The following is a 17,125-nucleotide window of genomic DNA, read 5'->3' as shown; positions in this document are numbered from 1 at the left end:
TACCGCGGCGTTCCGTGCCGGCGTCAACGGCTACACACCGCCGCCGCCGCCGCGGTCAGACCATTATCGACGTTCGACAGGCCCTTGAACGTCATTTGAGCCAGCACGCGGGTACCGGCGCTGTTACTGCCCGTGCTATTGACACCGTTTGCGTAACGCTGCACGCCGAGGCCGAGCGTCCAGCAGTCGGCATCGTACTGGAAGCCCAGCAGCCCGTCGACGAGACGATGGCTCGCCAGATCGTAGTTCACCCGGCCGACGCTATAAATGTGTCGCGTGATCGGCCATTGTGCCGAGACCAGGATCTGGTTGATCGGCTGGGTGGACAACGTGGTTTCGTTCGCCCGCGTGTACCGGTAGCCAATATTGATGACCTTGCGCGCTTCGGGACTGAAGCCGAAACCAATGCTCGAGCGCACGAGCTGGTTGTTGTCGGCATTATATTGGAACGCAGTTTCCTGCGAAAAACCCGCGCCCAGCTTGAACGACGCACCCACGATCAGGTCCGAGTGCTTCGCCTGATCCAGCGACTGGCCTTCCGCAATCGTCACGCGCTGCGGCTGGAAATAATACTGCTGCGCGATGACAAAACGCGCACGTTCGTCGCCCGTTGCCGGGTTGATGAAACGCGAAGTCAGGCCGACCGTGAGACGGTTTGCATCCGCGATGCGGTCATTACCCGCGTAAGTGTTCGGCGTGTAGATTTCGGCAAGGCTGAAGTCGGCCTCGCCGGTATCGAAGACAGGCGCGAACTCCTGGTTCCGATACGGCGTGTACACGTAGTACAGCCGCGGTTCCAGCGTCTGGATGTAGTCCTGCCCGAACACCGTGACCGAGCGATCGAATACCAGGCCCGTGTCGAAGCTGACAGTGGGGATGGATTCCGTCAGGCTCTTCGGCTGGCCCACGGGCGTCCCGGAAGCCGTGCTGCCAAGCTGGCTCAGGTTATACGACGCCAGATGGTACTGGACCTTCGGCGTGACGAAATAACCCGGGCCCGTGACGCTGTAGCTCAAGTACGGGTTGAAGACCGCGCGCTGGCCCTTCGTTGCATCGTCGACGGTGGTAGTGAAGCGCGTGTAATCCATCTCCGCGCCGTAGTCGAAACCGCCTACGTTGTACTTGTTGTACAGCACGTTCAACTGCGGCTCGCGCGCATACGGCGCCACGGCCGGCGGCAGGGTCTGCCAGCGCTGCTCGCGGGCGATGATGGACCACGGGCCGTTGTTGTAGGTCAACCCGGCTTCCTGCTGATACAGCACTTGCGTGCCGTTCAGGAACTGGTTCGCGGCGTTGCCCAGGTCTTCCGGATACTGGCTGTCCGAGACCTTGTTGTAGTTGATGTAACCCGCGAAACCGCCGCCGAAATTCTGCTGATGCTGAATGTAGATCGCATAACGGTTGGTATGCGTCTGCATGTCGTTCGGCAGGAATTCGCCGGTGATCGTGCCCGAGTAAGTAGGCGACAAATACCGGAAGGTCGACTGCAACTGAATCCCGCGCCGCGTCATCAGGCGCGGCGTTACCAGCAGGTCGCGGTTTGGCGCGATGTTGAAGTAATACGGCAGCGAGACTTCAAAACCGGTCGTCGAATTCAGCGATACCGTAGGCGGCAAGATCCCGCTGCGGCGTTCGCCGGTCAGCGGAAACGACATCCACGGGCTCGCGAACACCGGCACGCCCTGGAAGAACAACACGCCGTTATGGGCCACGCCTTCGTTCGCGCCGGTATCGAAGTCAAACGACGTGCCCTTGATGTACCACGCCGGGTCCGTCTCGCACGAACACGCCGTGTAAGTGCCGTGGTCCACGCGGGTCTGCTCGTTGTCGATCAGGTCCGCTCGCGCAGCGCTGCCCGAGCCGTTCGACAAGTTGAAGCGATACTTCGGGTTCGTCATGTAACCCTCGTTCGCCTCCACCTTCAAGTGCGCTTCCGGGCCAATGAACGTATTGCCGTTGTTGAAGATCCTGACATTGCCGTAAGCATCGGCCATGTCGGTGTCCTGGTCGTAATGCAGCGCATCCGACTTGATCACCGACGTGTTGCGGCGCAGCTCCGCGGCTCCCTTCGCCGCCATGTCCTGGTCAGCCGTGCCTGAAGTGCGGTTGCCCAGTACGAACGTGGCAGGCTGATCGCCCTGCCGCAGCGGGCGTTCTTCGAGCTGGGGAGCGAGACGCAGGCTCCACGGGTCCCCGAGCGGCTGAGTGTCTGCTGCCGCGCCCGATAGCTGCGCGTTGGCAAGCGCCGGCATGAGGCCAGGCACCGCGATCAGCGCTGCGAACAGCCGCCGCCTGCGTGGCCGCTGATCACGCGACTCGCGCGATAAAACTTGTTTGGAAAGCTGTCGTGGCGGCATGTTTGAGTGCTGTTCAATCGCGTCACGCTCGGCGCTCGACGCCCGGGACGTGAGCACCCGGGCACAGCCACCGGAACTCGCGCCACCGGAGTACGGTTCGCTGCGAACGAAAATGAATCGATCGATGGATGGTTCGGGCGGTAACTCCTGACCTGCAAAAAGCCGCTAAGGCTTGCTGCAGGCCGGGGCGCCGGACGTTACACGCGATGCAAACGGAATGCTTAAAAAAGTCGTGGGGTATTATATGGCAAGACGTTTCACCCCTAGAATTTATGACGCCCCAAACCCCTGATTTTCGCCTTACACAGCTTCACGACTGGCTGCAAACCGTGGCCGAGCGATACGCACTGGATCTTGCCACGCTTGCTCCTGCTTCCACCGACGCCAGTTTCCGCCGCTATTTCCGGCTGGCCGCGCAAAGCGAGTTCGGCAACACGCTGATTGCCGTCGATGCCCCGCCGCCCGAAAAGTGCCGCGAGTTTGTCCAGGTGGCAGGCTTGCTGCGCGACGCGGGCGTGCATGTTCCGCACATCCTCGAAACCGATTTTAATGCCGGCTTCATGCTCGTCACGGATCTGGGCACCACGACCTACCTCTCCGTGCTCGACGAAAAAAACGCCCGGCCGTTGATGCGCGCGGCTATAGATTCATTGATCAAGTTCCAGGTGACATCGCGGGAAGGCGTCTTGCCCGCTTTCGACGAAGCGTTCTTGCGCCGCGAAATGGAGCTGATGCCCGAGTGGTTCGTCGCGAAGCATCTTGGCCACACGCTGGAAACCGCCGAGCGCAAGGTGCTCGACGACACGTTCAACGTGCTCGTGCAAAGCGCGCTGGCGCAACCGCAGGTCTTCATGCTGCGCGACTTCATGCCGCGCAACCTGATGGTGGCCGATCCCAATCCCGGCGTACTCGACTTCCAGGACGCGGTGTATGGGCCGCTCAGCTATGACATTGCCTCGCTGTTGCGCGATGCGTTCATAAGCTGGGAAGAAGAGTTCGAGCTGGACTGCTTCGTCTACTACTGGGAAGGCGCGCGCAAAGCCGGCTTGCCCATCGATGCCGATTTCGGCGAGTTCTACCGGCAGATCGAGTGGATGGGATTGCAGCGCCATATCAAGGTGCTGGGACTGTTCGCGCGGATTTATCATCGCGATGGCAAGCCGCAGTATCTGGCTGATTTGCCGAGGTTTATCGGCTATGCACGCAAGGTGTCCGAGCGCTACAGGCCGTTGCGGCCGTTTGCGCGCCTGCTCGATACGCTCGAAGGCCGCGCCGTGGATGTGGGATATACGTTTTGAGCGCCGTGAATACGTTGACCAAGGCCATGATTTTTGCCGCAGGCCGCGGCGAGCGCATGCGTCCAATGACGGATTCGTGTCCCAAGCCGTTGCTCAAGGTCGGCGGCAAGGCGCTGATTGTCTGGCAGATCGAACGGCTCGCGGCGGCGGGGTTTGAAGTCATCGTGATCAATCACGCGTGGCTCGGGCGCATGCTTCAGTCGAACCTCGGCAACGGTTCGCGTTGGGGCGTCGAGATCCGTTACTCGCACGAAATGCACGCGCTGGAGACGGCCGGCGGGATTGCCAAGGCTTTGCCGCTGCTGGAAACGCAAGGCGAGCCGGCGATATTCCTGGCGGTGAGCGGGGATGTTTTCTGCGATTTCGACTACGCGAGCTTGCGCACGCGTGTCCCGTCGATGGCGCTCGCATCCGAGCCGGCGATGCATCTGGTGATGGTGCCGAATCCCCCGTTTCATAAGCTCGGTGACTTTGCGCTCGAGCCCAACGGCACGCTTTCGCTCGACGGCCCGGCGCGCTTCACGTTCGGCAATATCGGTTTGTACGATACCCGCATGTTTCGCGATCTCGCGCCAGGAACACGGCGTGCATTGACGCCGTATTACCAGGAGACGGTCAAGGCGGGGCGGGCAACCGGCGAGCTTTATGAAGGACAGTGGGAGAACGTAGGAACCGTGGCGCAGCTCGAGGCGCTGGATCGGGCGCTGCGGGGCAAGTAGGTGCTGGTCGCTACGCCGCTGTCCAGGGATCGATAACTGGAACTCCGGTTGCCTCAAATTCCTTGCCGTTTCGCGTGGCAAGTACTGCATCGCGGCTATGACAGATCGCGGCAATTTGCGCATCGGCGGAACTGATCGGTCGGCCTTGTGCTTCGCGTTCCGCTACGAGGATTGCGTAGCAGCGCGCGGCAGCTTCGTCGAAGGCCAGCACCCTGCCAGCCAGCTCACCGTCGAGCATCGATTCTATTGCGCCACGCAGCGCGGTTTTGCGTTTGCCGTGCGCGAGCCGCGCAACGCCGTACAGCAATTCCGAGACCGTAATGGATGTGATGTGCAGCTCGTGCGCGTATTGAGAATCGAGCCAGGTGAGCACGTTTTCGTCGGGGTTGGCGCGCATGATTTCCGACAAGACGTTTGTGTCCAGCACAATCATTCCGGAAACTCAGCTGCCCGCGGCTGGCCCGATCGTTCCGGCAACGTCAGGCCCTTGTCCGCAAAGCCTGCAAAACGTTGGTGAACGCGGCTGCCGAAACCGGTCGCGTTGGCGGTTCCGGCCAATGCGCTCTGCAAAATCACTCGCACTTCTTCTTCCATGGAGCGGCCGTGCCGAGCAGCTTCGACCCGAAGAAGAGCCTTGATCTGGTCATCGAGATTGCGAATTGTCAGTGTTGCCATTCAAAACTCCGCATGCTGTCATTGACTGCAATGCTAGCATAAAGCGAATGGTATGGGGGCAGTGCGGGATTCCGTGTCGTGCACGAATCCGGCGCGTGGTTCGCAAATGTTAAAATCCCTCCTTCCCTTTCGCTTTATTCTCCGCGGCCCCACCATGTCCGATACCCGTCCCGATACCCTCTTCGCGCTCACCGCGCTGTCGCCGCTCGACGGCCGTTATGCCGCCAAAACCGAAGCGCTGCGGGAATGGCTGTCCGAATACGCGTTCATGAAACATCGCGTGAAGGTCGAGATTCACTGGCTGATCGCGCTGTCGCAAGCCGGATTCGACGAAGTGCCTGCGTTCTCCTCCGAGTCCGAAGACTTCCTGCTGCAGCTCGCCGAGCGCTTTACCGCGCACGATGCCGCGCGCATCAAGGACATCGAAAAGGTCACGAACCACGACGTGAAAGCCGTCGAGTACTGGCTCAAGGAATCCGTGAAGGGCCAGCCGGAACTCGAGCGCGCAAGCGAATTCATCCACTTTGCGTGCACATCGGAAGATATCAACAACACGTCGCACGGCATGATGATCGCGGGCGCTCGCGAACACGTCCTGCTGCCGGCACTGCGCTCGGTGCACGACCGGCTGATCAAGCTCGCTCACGCCAACGCCGCGCAACCCATGCTCTCGCGCACGCATGGCCAGCCCGCGAGCCCGACCACGCTCGGCAAGGAAATGGCGAACGTGGCAGCGCGGTTGCAGAGCGCTATCGAGCGGATTGCAGAAGTGCCGGTGCTTGCCAAGATGAACGGCGCGGTCGGCAACTTCAACGCGCATCTGTCGGCGTATCCGGATTTCGACTGGGAAGAATTCGCGGAAGGCGTGATCGAGGACCGGCTGCAACTCACGTTCAATCCGTACACCATCCAGATCGAACCGCACGATTACATGGCCGAACTGTTCGATGCCATCTCGCGCGCCAATACGATCCTGCTCGACCTCGATCGCGACGTCTGGGGCTACATCTCGGTGGGCTATTTCAAGCAGCGGCTCAAGGCGGGAGAAATCGGGTCATCGACCATGCCGCACAAGGTCAATCCCATCGACTTCGAAAATTCCGAGGGCAATCTGGGCCTCGCCAACGCCATGCTGCGCCATCTCGCCGATAAACTCCCCATCTCACGCTGGCAGCGCGACCTGACGGATTCCACTGTGTTGCGCAACATCGGTGTGGCGTTTGGCTATTCGCTGCTTTCGTACGATTCGCTGGTACGCGGACTCGACAAGCTCGAAGTCAACGCGGCGCGGCTGAACGAGGACCTGGATAACTGCTGGGAAGTGCTGGCGGAACCGGTGCAAACGGTGATGCGCCGTTATGGCGTAGCCAATCCATACGAACAACTGAAGGAACTGACGCGCGGCAAGGGCATTACGCGCGAAGGCTTGCAGACGTTTATCAATGGACTCGCGATTCCTGATGACGCGAAGAAGCTGTTGCTGGACATGACGCCGGCGTCGTACGTGGGGAAAGCGGTGGAGCTGGCCAAGCGGATCGCCTGAAAACGGCGTCGCTCCCGGTCAAATTACTTCACCAAGACAAAAAGCCGTTCCAGAAAATCCTGGAACGGCTTTTTTACGGTGATTGCGTTCAATCAGTCCACGCTCTGCCAAGTGGCCAGAGCGCGGACATCTTCAACTTAATGCACCATCACATTCACGTTCTGCTGAACCAGCAGTTCCACGTTCGTGCTCGAGTGCTCGTACACGTTGTACGTCACGCCGCCCACTTGCGTGGTGCCATGCTGCTCCCACTCGCCTTCGGCCAGACCGGCAATGTGGGAATTCGACAGATCCACCGTGTCGCCGTTCGAGCCGTTCACCATCATCTGCTGCTTGCCGTCCTTCTGGAACAGGTCGGTTTCGCCCAGATTCAGCACGTCGGTCAGCGACAGCTTCAAGGTGTTTGCGTAACGGAATAGGCGAGATCGGACCGCTTTCGCCGGTTGCGTTCGACTCCGTCACGTGGACGTCGTGCGCGCCATCGCTCAGGGCGTCCTTGGGCTGGACTGTCCACTTGCCATTGGGGTCGACCGTCGCCGAACCAATGACCTTGTCGCCGTCATACAGCTTGATGATGTCGCCCGCGGTACCCGTGCCACTCATGGCCGGCTTCGAATCATCAGTGGTGGTGCCCGCCGTGATCGGGCCTGTAACCGGACCTACGTTGTCGGTGAAACTATCGACAACCGGGGGGGTCGGCACTTGTGCGCCGGCAGGAAGCGTGACTGCAAACTGCGCGGAGGTCGCACCCCACACGTCGCCGTCCATGGAAACTGCGGTGAAGGTGTGCTTGCCTGCTTTAACCGTAAGCGAATCAGGCACGGTGAAGGACCATGTGCCGTCCGTGCCGACATCCGCGGTACCGATCAGCTTGACGCCGTCATAGACATTGACTTTGGTACCGGCATCGGCCTTACCCGTAATGACTGGATGATTATTATCTGCCGTACCACCGCTCTGTGCTGACCCGACTGACGTAATGATTGCCTGGGACGGTGCTGTGGATTGAATCGCCATTTCTATAACCCTGTTTTACTAAGAAATCGATGGGACGGAAATCCTTTCGCAAGACGAACGATTCGTGCCGGCCCGACCAAAAACGCACGGGAGCAGCCGTTACCCGGACGACCCCCAACGTGATTCGCGATCTTGAGTAACGATCACGCGCGCACACACACGGGACCTGCCCTTGAATGCAACAAGGAGCATTTCCTGGATACGACAACGCCCCGCCCGCACTGTCCTGTACTGGATTGATGAGGTGATGAGGGCGCCAAGCGGGCAGACTATGAAGGCGGTCAAACGCAATGCCGGCGAGCGCTTTACGGTATAGAAAAGCAAAAGACCGGTCCAGCGCGGCGCTGAAACGGTCTTTTTCTGAGGTGTGGAAACGAATTATCGATTCAAACCGGGATTGTTGAGATTTTTTTGATTTCTATCCCGACGGGCTAAAGTTCGCTCCGATCCAACTTAGCGATCCTTAACTTCACTTAATACTTTGTTGACAATCTCTTCGGGCGTCAGTGCAATATCCGCTTCAATGGCTTCGTCTGTTCCAGGCGGTTCCAGCGTATCAAGCTGGCTTTGCAATAAAGCCGGATCGAAGAAATGACCTTTACGCGTTTTAATCCGTTCTTTCAGCAACTCCGGCGTTCCCTTCAGGTAAACAAAAGTCACGTCCTGATTGCCGTTGCGAAGAATGTCGCGGTACACGCGCTTGAGCGCCGAGCATGCATACACTTCGGTCGAACCCGCCGCCTGTTTTTCTTCTATCGATGCACGGATCGCCTTCAGCCACGGCCACCGGTCATCGTCCGTCAAGGGGATGCCCTTGTGCATCTTGTCCTTGTTCGCCTGGCTATGAAAACTGTCGGCGTCCGCGAAACCGCAGCCCAGCCGCTCTGCCAGCATTTCACCAATCGTGGTCTTGCCGCAGCCCGACACACCCATCGCGATCAATATCATCTGATTCTCCTTACACGACCGACGCCAAAGCGAAGGTCAGACCCAAACCCATCACTGAAATGATCGTCTCGCAGAGCGACCACGTCTTGAACGTCTGCCCGACCGTCATGCCGAAATACTCCTTCACCAGCCAGAAACCGCCGTCGTTCACGTGCGAGAAAATCAACGATCCGCAACCTGTAGCGAGCACGAGCAATTCCGGGCTTACCGCGCCGCCGGCCGCCGCGGCGATCGGCGCGACGATCCCGCAAGCGGTCGTCATGGCGACAGTTGCAGAACCAGTCGCAAGACGAATCAGCGCCGCGACAAACCAGCCGAGCAGCAACGGCGACAAGTGCGCAGCCGATGCCTGGTGCACCAGTTCCGTGGAAATCCCGCTTTCGCGCAGCACATTGCCGAAGCCGCCGCCCGCGCCCACGATCAGCGTGATGCCGGCAATCGGCGCAAGACAGTCGCCGCAGAACTTCTGGATCTGCTCGCGATTGAATCCACGCGATGCACCAAAACTCCAGAAGCTGAACAGCACGGCAACCAGCAACGCCACGTCCGACGTACCGACGAACTTCAGCAGGTTGTTCGGCAGGCTCTTCGGCGTGGTGACCAGGTCCGCCCAACTGCCGATCAGCATCAGGATCACCGGCAACAAGATGGTGAACAGCGTGATGCCGAACCCGGGCAGCTCGCGCACTTCGCCTTCCTTGCGGTTATCGATGAATTGCGCCGCCAGCGGATTGTTTTCCGGCAACTTGATGTATTTTGAAACGAGCAGAGCAAACAGCGGACCCGCAACCACGGCAGTCGGCACACCTACGATCAGGCCATAAGCAATCGTGCGGCCAATGTCCGCGTGATACGCCTGCACCGCGAGCAACGCGGCCGGGTGCGGCGGGATCAGGCCGTGAACCACGGAAAGACCGGCGACCATCGGCATGCCGATCAGCAGCAGCGACTTCCCGGTGCGTTTCGCGACGTTGAAGGCAATCGGAATCAGCAGCACAAAGCCGACTTCAAAGAACACCGGCAAGCCGACGATGATCGCCACGACCATCATCGCCCAGTGGATGTGTTTTTCGCCAAACCAGTTGATGAGCGTATTCGCAATGCGCTCGGCGCCGCCGGATTCGGCCATCATCTTGCCAAGCATGGTGCCGAGGCCGACCACGATGGCAATGTGTCCCAGCGTGTTGCCGTTACCAGTCTCGAACGCCTTGACGATCTTGTCCATCGGCATGCCGACGGCCAGACCCAGCAACAACGAAACGATGATCAGGACCAGGAACGGGTAAACCTTGTACCGCGTGATCATCAAGATCAGCAACGCAATTGCAATCACTGCGTACACCAGCAACATGCTGCCCTGTACTGGCTCCATTAAGCGCCTCCCAAGTGTGTGACGTTTTTTATGCCGCGAACCGGATGCGCCCGGGGGCGGCATGCGCAGTCGAGATTGAACCACCAGGATTTTACTTGCAGCCCGGGAAACACGCGCGCGATGTGTGTCCAAAAGTGAAAAAGCCCCGGCGGGATGAGCGCAGGGGCTTGTTTGCAGCGTTGCTTTTTAGCGTTGCGGCGGCGCCAGTGTGCTTGCCGCCCTGGCGAGGCGCGTGACCTCTTCCCAGTTCTGCGCAGCGAGCGCGGCTTTCGGCGTCAGCCACGATCCACCGACACACACCACATTCGGCAGCGCCAGGAAACTCGGCGCGGTTTCGGCAGTGATGCCGCCGGTCGGGCAGAACCTGAGCGTCGGGAACGGGCCGTTGAGGGCTTGCAGCATCGACACACCGCCCGCCTGCTGCGCCGGAAACAGCTTCACGATCTCGTAGCCGAGTTCCATGGCCGTGATGATGTCGGTCGGCGTCATCACGCCCGGCAGCAACGGCAGGCCGCAATCGAGCGCCGCCTGGTGAATGTCCTTTGTCAACCCCGGCGATACACCGAACTGCGCGCCCGCTTTCTTCGCCTGCGCGCAATGTTCCGGTTTTGTGATGGTGCCGACACCGACTACGATGTCATCGGCCAGATGACTGGCGCGTTCGATCGCCTCGAGCCCTGCGGCCGTGCGCAGCGTGATCTCGAGCACCTTGACGCCGCCTGCGTGCAGCGCGCGGGAGACGTTTTCGCCTTGCTCGGCCGATTCGAAGGCAAGGACCGGGATCACCGGCCCAAGGCGCACGATTTCGCTTACCTGTTTCATTTGCTGCTCCTTATAGAGAGTCTCTCAGGCTCTGTGCTGTTCGCCGACCATCGGGCCGAATACTGATGCGCCCAGCTCAGCCGGCATGGCTGCATTGCGAAACACACCGAACAGCTCGCGCCCGAAACCGACTTCGTTACCCGCTTGATGTTTCGGCTGCTCGACTTCGCGCGCAGCCCATTCCTTTTCGTCCAGTTCGACGTCCAGCACGCCCTTGTTTGCGTCGATGACAATCATGTCACCCGTGCGCACCTTGCCTATCGGCCCGTGCAGCAACGCTTCCGGCGATATATGGATGACAGCGGGCACCTTGCCCGACGCGCCCGACATGCGCCCGTCCGTCACCAGCGCGACGTGGAAGCCCTGATCCTGCAACACGCCGAGAAGCGGCGTCAACCGGTGCAACTCCGGCATGCCGTTCGCCCGTGCACCCTGGAACCGCACGATGGCCACGAAATCGCGCTTGAGTTCGCCGTTATCGAACGCTTCCTGCACTTGTTCCTGCGACTCGAACACGATCGCGGGCGCTTTCACATGACGATGCGCCTCGGCCACCGCCGAGATCTTGATCACGCCACGGCCAAGCTTGCCCTGCATCAGGCGCAGCCCGCCGTCAGGCGCGAAGGGCTCCTTGTGGCTGCGCAGCACTTTGGTGTCGTGGCTGGTTTCGGTGCCTTCGACCCATTGCAGTTTTCCGTCGATGAGTTTCGGTTCGCGCGTGTAGTGCTTCAGGCCCTCGCCCGCGACGGTCTTGACGTCTTCGTGCAGCAGCCCCGCGCTGAGCAGGTCGCGCACCAGATACGCAACGCCGCCGGCCGCGTGGAAATGGTTCACGTCGGCCTTGCCGTTCGGATAGATCCGGGCGACGAGCGGCACGGCTTGCGAGAGTTCATCGAAATCATTCCAGTCGATGACAATCCCCGCCGCACGCGCAATTGCGACCAGATGCAGCGTGTGGTTGGTCGAGCCGCCCGTTGCCAGCAGCGCGACGATCCCGTTCACGATGGATTTTTCATCGACGACATGGCCGACCGGCGTGTAGTGCCCGCGATCCACCGTCAACTCAAGCACGCGCTTCGCGGCTTCGGCGGTGAGTGCGTCCCTGAGTGGCGTGTGCGGGTGGATAAAGGCCGAACCCGGCAGATGCAGGCCCATGATTTCCATCAGCATCTGGTTGCTGTTGGCCGTGCCATAGAACGTGCATGTGCCGTGGCCGTGATACGCCGCAGCTTCCGCTTCGAGCAATGCGTCGCGATCGCACGCGCCGGTTGCGAATTGCTGGCGGACCTTGGCTTTGTCGTCGTTGGTGAGGCCGCTGGTCATGGGACCAGCGGGCACGAAAATGGTCGGCAGATGGCCGAATTGCAGCGCACCGATCAGCAGCCCGGGCACGATCTTGTCGCAGATGCCGAGGCACAACGCGGCATCGAACATATTGTGGGTGAGCGCCACCGCCGTGCTCATGGCGATCACTTCGCGCGAAAACAGCGAGAGCTCCATGCCGGCATTGCCTTGCGTGACGCCGTCGCACATGGCCGGCACGCCGCCGGCGAATTGCGCCACGCCGCCTGCTTCGCGTGCGGCGTGCTTGATGATGTCCGGATAATTCTTGAACGGGGCGTGCGCAGAAAGCATCTCGTTATAAGACGACACAATGCCGATGTTCGGCTCACGAATCGCCTTGATCGAGATTTTCTCCTGACCCTCCATGCCGGCGAAACCGTGCGCGAGATTGGCGCAGGACAACGCACCGCGCGCCGGAAAATGGCCTTGGGCGCCATCGATACGCGCCAGATATGCCGCACGCGTCGGCTTGCTGCGCTCGATCACGCGCTGCGTGACCTTGTTGAGATGCGAATGCGGGGAAACCATCGACACTCCTTCGCCTTACCGGGGATTGAACAGTGCGCGCGGGTGTTTTGCTTTTTTGTGACTTTCCCGTGCGATCGCCATGGATTTTAGTAGAAAAACTACATACTTTCCATCTGGAAAACCCTTATTTCTTTGTGTGGCTTTTGCTGAAAGGCTGAAATTCAGTCGCTTGCCCTGCGGTCAGCCGTCTCGATGAGTGATTTCCTTGTAGTTTTTGTACATTTTGGCCGATCAGCTATAGTCCGTGCAATTCCAGCATAGGCGAGATTACCGATGTTGCTGTCCCAAGTCGAAGCAATGCGCGAGCAATTGCGCCCGTCCGAGCGAAAGCTCGCAGATTACGTTCTGGAGGCCCCGCGGGAAGTTCTCGATCTCGCAATGACCGACTTCGCTGTGCGCGCGGGCGTGAGCCAGCCGACGATTGCGCGGTTTTGCCAGGCGCTTGGATTTTCGGGATTCCGTGAGTTCAAGATCCGGCTGGCCCAAAGCATTGCCTCCGATGTCCCCGCCCCCGCTGTCTTCCGCGATGTCCGCGCCGACGAACCTGCCGCCGGCGTCGCGGCGAAAGTGCTGGACCGGACGATCGGCGCGCTGCTGCAGGTGCGCAACAGTTTGTCGTCGGATAGCGTCGCGGCGGCGATCGCATTGCTCGCAGAGGCACGACGTATCGAGTTTTATGGCGCGGGCGGATCGGGCATTGCCGCGCTCGATATCCAGCACAAGTTTTTTCGGCTGGGCGTGCCGAGCGTCGCGTATTCCGATCCGCATACGTACACGACGTCGGCGGCGCTATTGGGCGCGGGCGACGTGGTGGTGGTGATATCGAATACGGGCCGCACGCGTGACATTCTCGATGCAGTGAAATCAGCACTGGCGAGCGGTGCAAAGGTGATCGCGATCACGCATGGCAACTCGCCGCTGGCGCGCATGGCAAGCGTTGGACTCTTTGCCAACGTCGACGAAGACACGGACATATTCTCGCCGATGACCTCGCGTGTATCGCACCTGGCGATCGGGGATATTTTGGCAGTGGGGGTCGCGCTCGCGCGCGGGCCGGAGTTTGCGGAACGGCTTGCTGAGGCTAAGGACGTGCTGGATAAACGACGCGTGGGAAATTGAGGTACGGCGTTCAAACGAAAAAAAGCGGGTCCTTCCAAAGAAGAACCCGCTTGAAGATACTACGGTACAGCAGAACAATTTTCTAAACTGATTTTCCTACGGCCCGGTCCTTGTCGAACCGGGCCTCAGGGGTCAAGCCTAACTTACCACTGGTACGAAGCACCTGCGCCAACCGTCGTACCTGCTGCGCTCCAGCCTGCACCCACGCGAACCTTGATGTTTTGCGTGATACGAGCCGTGCCGCCGATAGCCGTTGCTGCATAGCCCTGGAACGTGCCGCCGCCGATACCGATCGACAACGTCTTGTTCGCGTCGACGTCCGGGATCATGGTCAGCGCTGTGGCTGCCGCAATACCGCTGTACGCCTTGCGAGCAACACCGCCCACCGCCGAGTTCATCTGGTTCAGGTTGACTGCGTCCGTACCCTGCGTGCCAGCTGCCACGTTGGTGATCTGACGCTCCTTACCTTCCGAACCCATCGAGACCGTGTTGTCACGATCCGCCACCGAGCCTGCGCCCAGTGCGACAGCGTTGGTTGCCGGAGCCGTAGCACCGTTACCGATACCGGACGAAACAGAATCACGCCCGAATGCCAGCGAACCGGTTTGTGATGCAAATGCGTTGCCGCCAATCGCCAGAGAGTCGGTGCCGGTTGCGTTCGCAGCCTGCGCGTTCGTGGTGCCGAAACGCAAATACTTCAATGACGCCGTGGACGTCGAGACCTGGCTCGACACTGCGTCCAACTGCGCCTTGTTGATAGCATCGGTGGCGTCAACACCCGCGGCAACATTCTTGACATTGACAGCATCGCCGCCCTTGTTGAGGGTCACTGCTTTCTTAGTCGCGTCGTCGTAGGCGACAAACGAATTGGTCACACCGCCTGTTGTGTCAGTGTTGATACCTGCGTCCTTCAACTGCTTGAGCGTCACTGCGTCGTTGTCTTGCGTAGCGGCTGCAACGTTCGTGATCTGGCGCTTGATCGTATCCGAGCCCACTGACACCGAGTTATCGCGATCCGTCACCGAGTTTTCACCCAACGCCACCGAGCTCGTCGTCGCTACGGCCGCGCCGGCGCCAAGCGCCAGAGAACCGACACCGCCCGCCGAAGCGCCTTCACCCAGCGCCACTGCATGCTTGTTGATCGCGATAGCGTTGTTGCCGACTGCCGTGCTGTTGTTCGACGCCATTGCGCCAGCGCCGAATGCCAGGCTTTCCGAACCCGCCTGGGCGCTATTACCAATTGCTACACCGGAGCCGACTACATACGAATCGATACCGATCGCAACGCCGCCCGTCTTGTCCTTGTTCGCCGGATTGGTGTCGACGTCAGCGCCGGCATCCGTGCCGATCGCAATGCCGTCAGCCACGCCGACCGATGCACCGGTGCCGAACTTGACCGCGTCGCCGGCCATGGCAGCCGACATCCCGGCGATGCTCATGCCGCCAACCGCGATTTGCGTCAGGATGGCTTTGGAGATTGCGCTTTTTGCGCGCTTGCTTTTGCCGCGACCCGTCGCGTTTTCCGAAACGGCGACCCACGTGCCTGTCGATTCGTTCCAAACTGATTTATAAGACTTGTTCATTGCTGTGTACCTTTACAAAAATAAAAAAATCGCCTTGCAAGTCGGTAGAGACATTGATCGCCAATTAATAAATGGAGCAATGGCTTTTAAACCTTCCGCTTTATGCTCGGCGTTCATGCCCTTTCAGAGATTTCGCACTGAAGCACGGAGACCGGGAGTCGTTCAAAAACTGGTTTTCGTGAACGCAAACGAACTATAGGTTTTGAAGGTCGCAGGCTTAATGCGAAAACTCCTAAATTGGGTTTCGCAAACTAAAGCGGGGTGATTCAGTTCGCTCGACCGCGCAGTCGCCGCTTTATCGCTCGCCCTATGGCTGCGGCCGCGACGCTCGCGGAGGAAGGCTTTGTGACACAACCGGGGGCATCGGTTCCGTAGTTACCGAGATAATAGGAATTATCCTAATTCATAATCTACGTTGCCCCAAAACAACAAGAGAACGTTAAATCATTAAAATTTATTCACATTATCTTCGGAGACAAGTTTTTACCTTTTACATTCAGTCGTTTCAAAACACCCTTTAAAAACAAAAACGTCCACCGATGCGAATTGCATCAGCGGACGTTTATATGGCCAGCCACGGCCGATCATGGTTAATAGGTTAGATACGCCATGGCAAGTCAGCTTGCGCCGTCAATCAGCCACTGATTCAACGTCCCATTATTTAAATGGATTTTAAGAATTGCTTGATATGCGTCGAACTGGGTCGTGACCTCACTAACCTGGTTGTTATAAAAATCGGCTTCCGCGAGCAAGACGTCGACCAACGTGCGCCGGTTCAGGTGATACCACTGCTCGAAGAACTGCTTGCGCACCAGATCGGTTTCCGTCGATAACTGCGCATACAGCTGGGCCCGCGTTGCAAGGGCGATCGCATCGCGGTGGGCATCGCGGACACGAAATTCCGAATCGAGCTGCAACTGATCGCGCTTGTCGCTGCTCGATGCCGCACGCGAAAGCGCCGCACGCTCCGCCGCGCGCTGGCTGCCGCCCTGGAACGGCGTCCAGGTGAGCTGGAGCATGGTGGTCCACGGCTGCACGTTATTAAAGGAATCGTGCGCGGTCGTCTTGTTGATCACCCAGTTCAACTGCGGCAGCGAAGCTGCCCGTACCGATTTCGCCGTCAGGCTTGCAGCAGCGGCTTCGGCCGTGGCCTGCTCGATGGCAGGATTTTGTGCGACGGCAGCAACGGCGCTGTCGAGTGGATCAAGACGCAACTGCCAGCGCGTGCCATGCGGCATTGCCGTTTCCTGATCGCCAACGAGCTTGCGGGCGTTGAGTTCGAGCGACCGAACCTGCGCGGCGACTGTATCCTGCGACGTCTGCGCCTGCAGCAGGCGCGCTCTTGCCTGGCTCAACTCGCTCAGGCGGCCTGGATCCACCTTGGTAATTTCGACCAGCATGTCGACCAGCGCCGACATCCGTTTCACATAGCTGTCACCGGCGGCGTAGACCGCGCGGTATTTTGCGAGATCCACGAGCGTCGACGAAACGTCATATGCATTCTGCTGCTCGATTGTTTTCAGATAGAACTCTGCCGCTTCCGCGGTCTTCGAGCGACTTGCAATATTCTTGCTCGTCTTCCCCCAGTCATACACCATGGTCGTGACGCTGACATTGGCCGAGGCACGGTTGCTGTCATCGAATGTCGTATGGGATCCTGTCAGTGCCGGCGAATTGCCCCCGACCTGAACCTGCGGCCAACGCTGGCCCTTGACCTGGTCGACATCGTATTTCGCGGCTTCCCAGTCATTGCGTGCCTGGCGGATCGCCGCGTTGCGCTCTGCGGCGGTATCCACGGCA

The 17,125-nt window shown here is 59.6% G+C and carries 14 protein-coding genes and 1 pseudogene; 4 read left to right on the top strand and 11 right to left on the bottom strand.

What is annotated here, in order from left to right:
• Window positions 1-23: 23 nt before the first annotated feature.
• Entirely contained in the window at window positions 24-2,357 is a 2,334-nt protein-coding gene (locus ACRXB1_RS12850; RefSeq protein WP_449492219.1) for an LPS-assembly protein LptD, read from the bottom strand.
• Between the two features lie 272 nt (window positions 2,358-2,629).
• On the opposite strand from ACRXB1_RS12850, the gene ACRXB1_RS12845 reads away from it, so the two are divergent.
• Together ACRXB1_RS12845 and murU are read left to right on the top strand one after the other, a co-directional pair.
• Window positions 2,630-3,655: an aminoglycoside phosphotransferase family protein gene (locus tag ACRXB1_RS12845; protein ID WP_449492218.1), complete on the top strand. Its 1,026-nt coding sequence runs from the start codon at window positions 2,630-2,632 to the stop codon at window positions 3,653-3,655.
• A 26-nt stretch (window positions 3,656-3,681) separates the two neighbouring features.
• Window positions 3,682-4,374, top strand: coding sequence for an N-acetylmuramate alpha-1-phosphate uridylyltransferase MurU (murU, locus tag ACRXB1_RS12840; protein WP_449492220.1), 693 nt, complete (start codon window positions 3,682-3,684; stop codon window positions 4,372-4,374).
• A gap of 10 nt (window positions 4,375-4,384) precedes the next feature.
• Here the strand turns inward: murU and ACRXB1_RS12835 are convergent, their stop codons facing one another.
• Both ACRXB1_RS12835 and ACRXB1_RS12830 read right to left on the bottom strand, forming a co-directional pair.
• Window positions 4,385-4,807 (bottom strand): PIN domain-containing protein, encoded by a 423-nt coding sequence (locus tag ACRXB1_RS12835; protein WP_449492217.1) that lies wholly within the window; start codon window positions 4,805-4,807, stop codon window positions 4,385-4,387.
• Window positions 4,804-5,049: a FitA-like ribbon-helix-helix domain-containing protein gene (locus ACRXB1_RS12830; RefSeq protein ID WP_449492216.1), complete on the bottom strand. Its 246-nt coding sequence runs from the start codon at window positions 5,047-5,049 to the stop codon at window positions 4,804-4,806. The genes ACRXB1_RS12835 and ACRXB1_RS12830 overlap by 4 nt, the downstream gene beginning before the upstream one ends.
• Before the next feature lie 154 nt (window positions 5,050-5,203).
• Here ACRXB1_RS12830 and purB point away from each other — a divergent pair, with 154 nt between their 5' ends.
• On the top strand, window positions 5,204-6,592 hold the full coding sequence (purB, locus tag ACRXB1_RS12825) for an adenylosuccinate lyase (RefSeq protein ID WP_174364027.1): 1,389 nt from the start codon (window positions 5,204-5,206) through the stop codon (window positions 6,590-6,592).
• A gap of 137 nt (window positions 6,593-6,729) precedes the next feature.
• On the opposite strand, the gene ACRXB1_RS12820 is transcribed toward purB, so the two are convergent.
• The 6 genes and pseudogenes from ACRXB1_RS12820 to edd form a co-directional block, all read right to left on the bottom strand.
• Window positions 6,730-6,990 carry a hypothetical protein gene (locus ACRXB1_RS12820; protein ID WP_449492221.1) on the bottom strand — a complete coding sequence of 87 codons (261 nt, stop codon included), beginning with the start codon at window positions 6,988-6,990 and terminating at the stop codon, window positions 6,730-6,732.
• Window positions 6,991-7,030: 40 nt separating this feature from the next.
• Window positions 7,031-7,609 (bottom strand): annotated as a pseudogene (locus tag ACRXB1_RS12815) (Ig-like domain-containing protein); the annotation flags it as partial.
• Between the two features lie 453 nt (window positions 7,610-8,062).
• Entirely contained in the window at window positions 8,063-8,557 is a 495-nt protein-coding gene (locus ACRXB1_RS12810) for a gluconokinase (RefSeq protein ID WP_449492215.1), read from the bottom strand.
• A gap of 10 nt (window positions 8,558-8,567) precedes the next feature.
• On the bottom strand, window positions 8,568-9,929 hold the full coding sequence (locus tag ACRXB1_RS12805) for a GntP family permease (RefSeq protein ID WP_062169235.1): 1,362 nt from the start codon (window positions 9,927-9,929) through the stop codon (window positions 8,568-8,570).
• 186 nt (window positions 9,930-10,115) lie between these two features.
• Entirely contained in the window at window positions 10,116-10,751 is a 636-nt protein-coding gene (gene eda, locus ACRXB1_RS12800; RefSeq protein ID WP_061998519.1) for a bifunctional 4-hydroxy-2-oxoglutarate aldolase/2-dehydro-3-deoxy-phosphogluconate aldolase, read from the bottom strand.
• A 24-nt stretch (window positions 10,752-10,775) separates the two neighbouring features.
• A complete protein-coding gene (gene edd / locus ACRXB1_RS12795; protein WP_449492214.1) occupies window positions 10,776-12,623 on the bottom strand; it encodes a phosphogluconate dehydratase in 1,848 nt (615 codons plus the stop codon).
• Between the two features lie 273 nt (window positions 12,624-12,896).
• Here edd and ACRXB1_RS12790 point away from each other — a divergent pair, with 273 nt between their 5' ends.
• Window positions 12,897-13,742, top strand: a complete 846-nt coding sequence (locus ACRXB1_RS12790) for a MurR/RpiR family transcriptional regulator (protein ID WP_062169231.1) — start codon at window positions 12,897-12,899, stop codon at window positions 13,740-13,742.
• 143 nt (window positions 13,743-13,885) lie between these two features.
• On the opposite strand, the gene ACRXB1_RS12785 is transcribed toward ACRXB1_RS12790, so the two are convergent.
• Window positions 13,886-15,325 (bottom strand): YadA family autotransporter adhesin, encoded by a 1,440-nt coding sequence (locus ACRXB1_RS12785; RefSeq protein ID WP_449492213.1) that lies wholly within the window; start codon window positions 15,323-15,325, stop codon window positions 13,886-13,888.
• Between the two features lie 617 nt (window positions 15,326-15,942).
• Window positions 15,943-17,125, bottom strand: a 1,183-nt coding sequence (locus ACRXB1_RS12780; protein WP_449492212.1) for a TolC family protein, incomplete at its 5' end; no start/stop codon positions are given.

The organism is Caballeronia sp. M23-90, assembly GCF_053574605.1.
This window is presented reverse-complemented; position numbering and strand designations above follow the sequence as displayed.

What these genes read in the sequence shown, in the direction of transcription:
- eda (WP_061998519.1), bottom strand. Translation starts at nt 10,751, where the DNA reads ATGAAACAGGTAAGCGAAATCGTGCGCCTTGGGCCGGTGATCCCGGTC.
- ACRXB1_RS12790 (WP_062169231.1), top strand. Translation starts at nt 12,897, where the DNA reads ATGTTGCTGTCCCAAGTCGAAGCAATGCGCGAGCAATTGCGCCCGTCC.
- ACRXB1_RS12835 (WP_449492217.1), bottom strand. Translation starts at nt 4,807, where the DNA reads ATGATTGTGCTGGACACAAACGTCTTGTCGGAAATCATGCGCGCCAAC.
- purB (WP_174364027.1), top strand. Translation starts at nt 5,204, where the DNA reads ATGTCCGATACCCGTCCCGATACCCTCTTCGCGCTCACCGCGCTGTCG.
- ACRXB1_RS12845 (WP_449492218.1), top strand. Translation starts at nt 2,630, where the DNA reads ATGACGCCCCAAACCCCTGATTTTCGCCTTACACAGCTTCACGACTGG.
- ACRXB1_RS12805 (WP_062169235.1), bottom strand. Translation starts at nt 9,929, where the DNA reads ATGGAGCCAGTACAGGGCAGCATGTTGCTGGTGTACGCAGTGATTGCA.
- ACRXB1_RS12830 (WP_449492216.1), bottom strand. Translation starts at nt 5,049, where the DNA reads ATGGCAACACTGACAATTCGCAATCTCGATGACCAGATCAAGGCTCTT.
- murU (WP_449492220.1), top strand. Translation starts at nt 3,682, where the DNA reads ATGATTTTTGCCGCAGGCCGCGGCGAGCGCATGCGTCCAATGACGGAT.
- edd (WP_449492214.1), bottom strand. Translation starts at nt 12,623, where the DNA reads ATGGTTTCCCCGCATTCGCATCTCAACAAGGTCACGCAGCGCGTGATC.
- ACRXB1_RS12850 (WP_449492219.1), bottom strand. Translation starts at nt 2,357, where the DNA reads ATGCCGCCACGACAGCTTTCCAAACAAGTTTTATCGCGCGAGTCGCGT.
- ACRXB1_RS12810 (WP_449492215.1), bottom strand. Translation starts at nt 8,557, where the DNA reads ATGATATTGATCGCGATGGGTGTGTCGGGCTGCGGCAAGACCACGATT.
- ACRXB1_RS12785 (WP_449492213.1), bottom strand. Translation starts at nt 15,325, where the DNA reads ATGAACAAGTCTTATAAATCAGTTTGGAACGAATCGACAGGCACGTGG.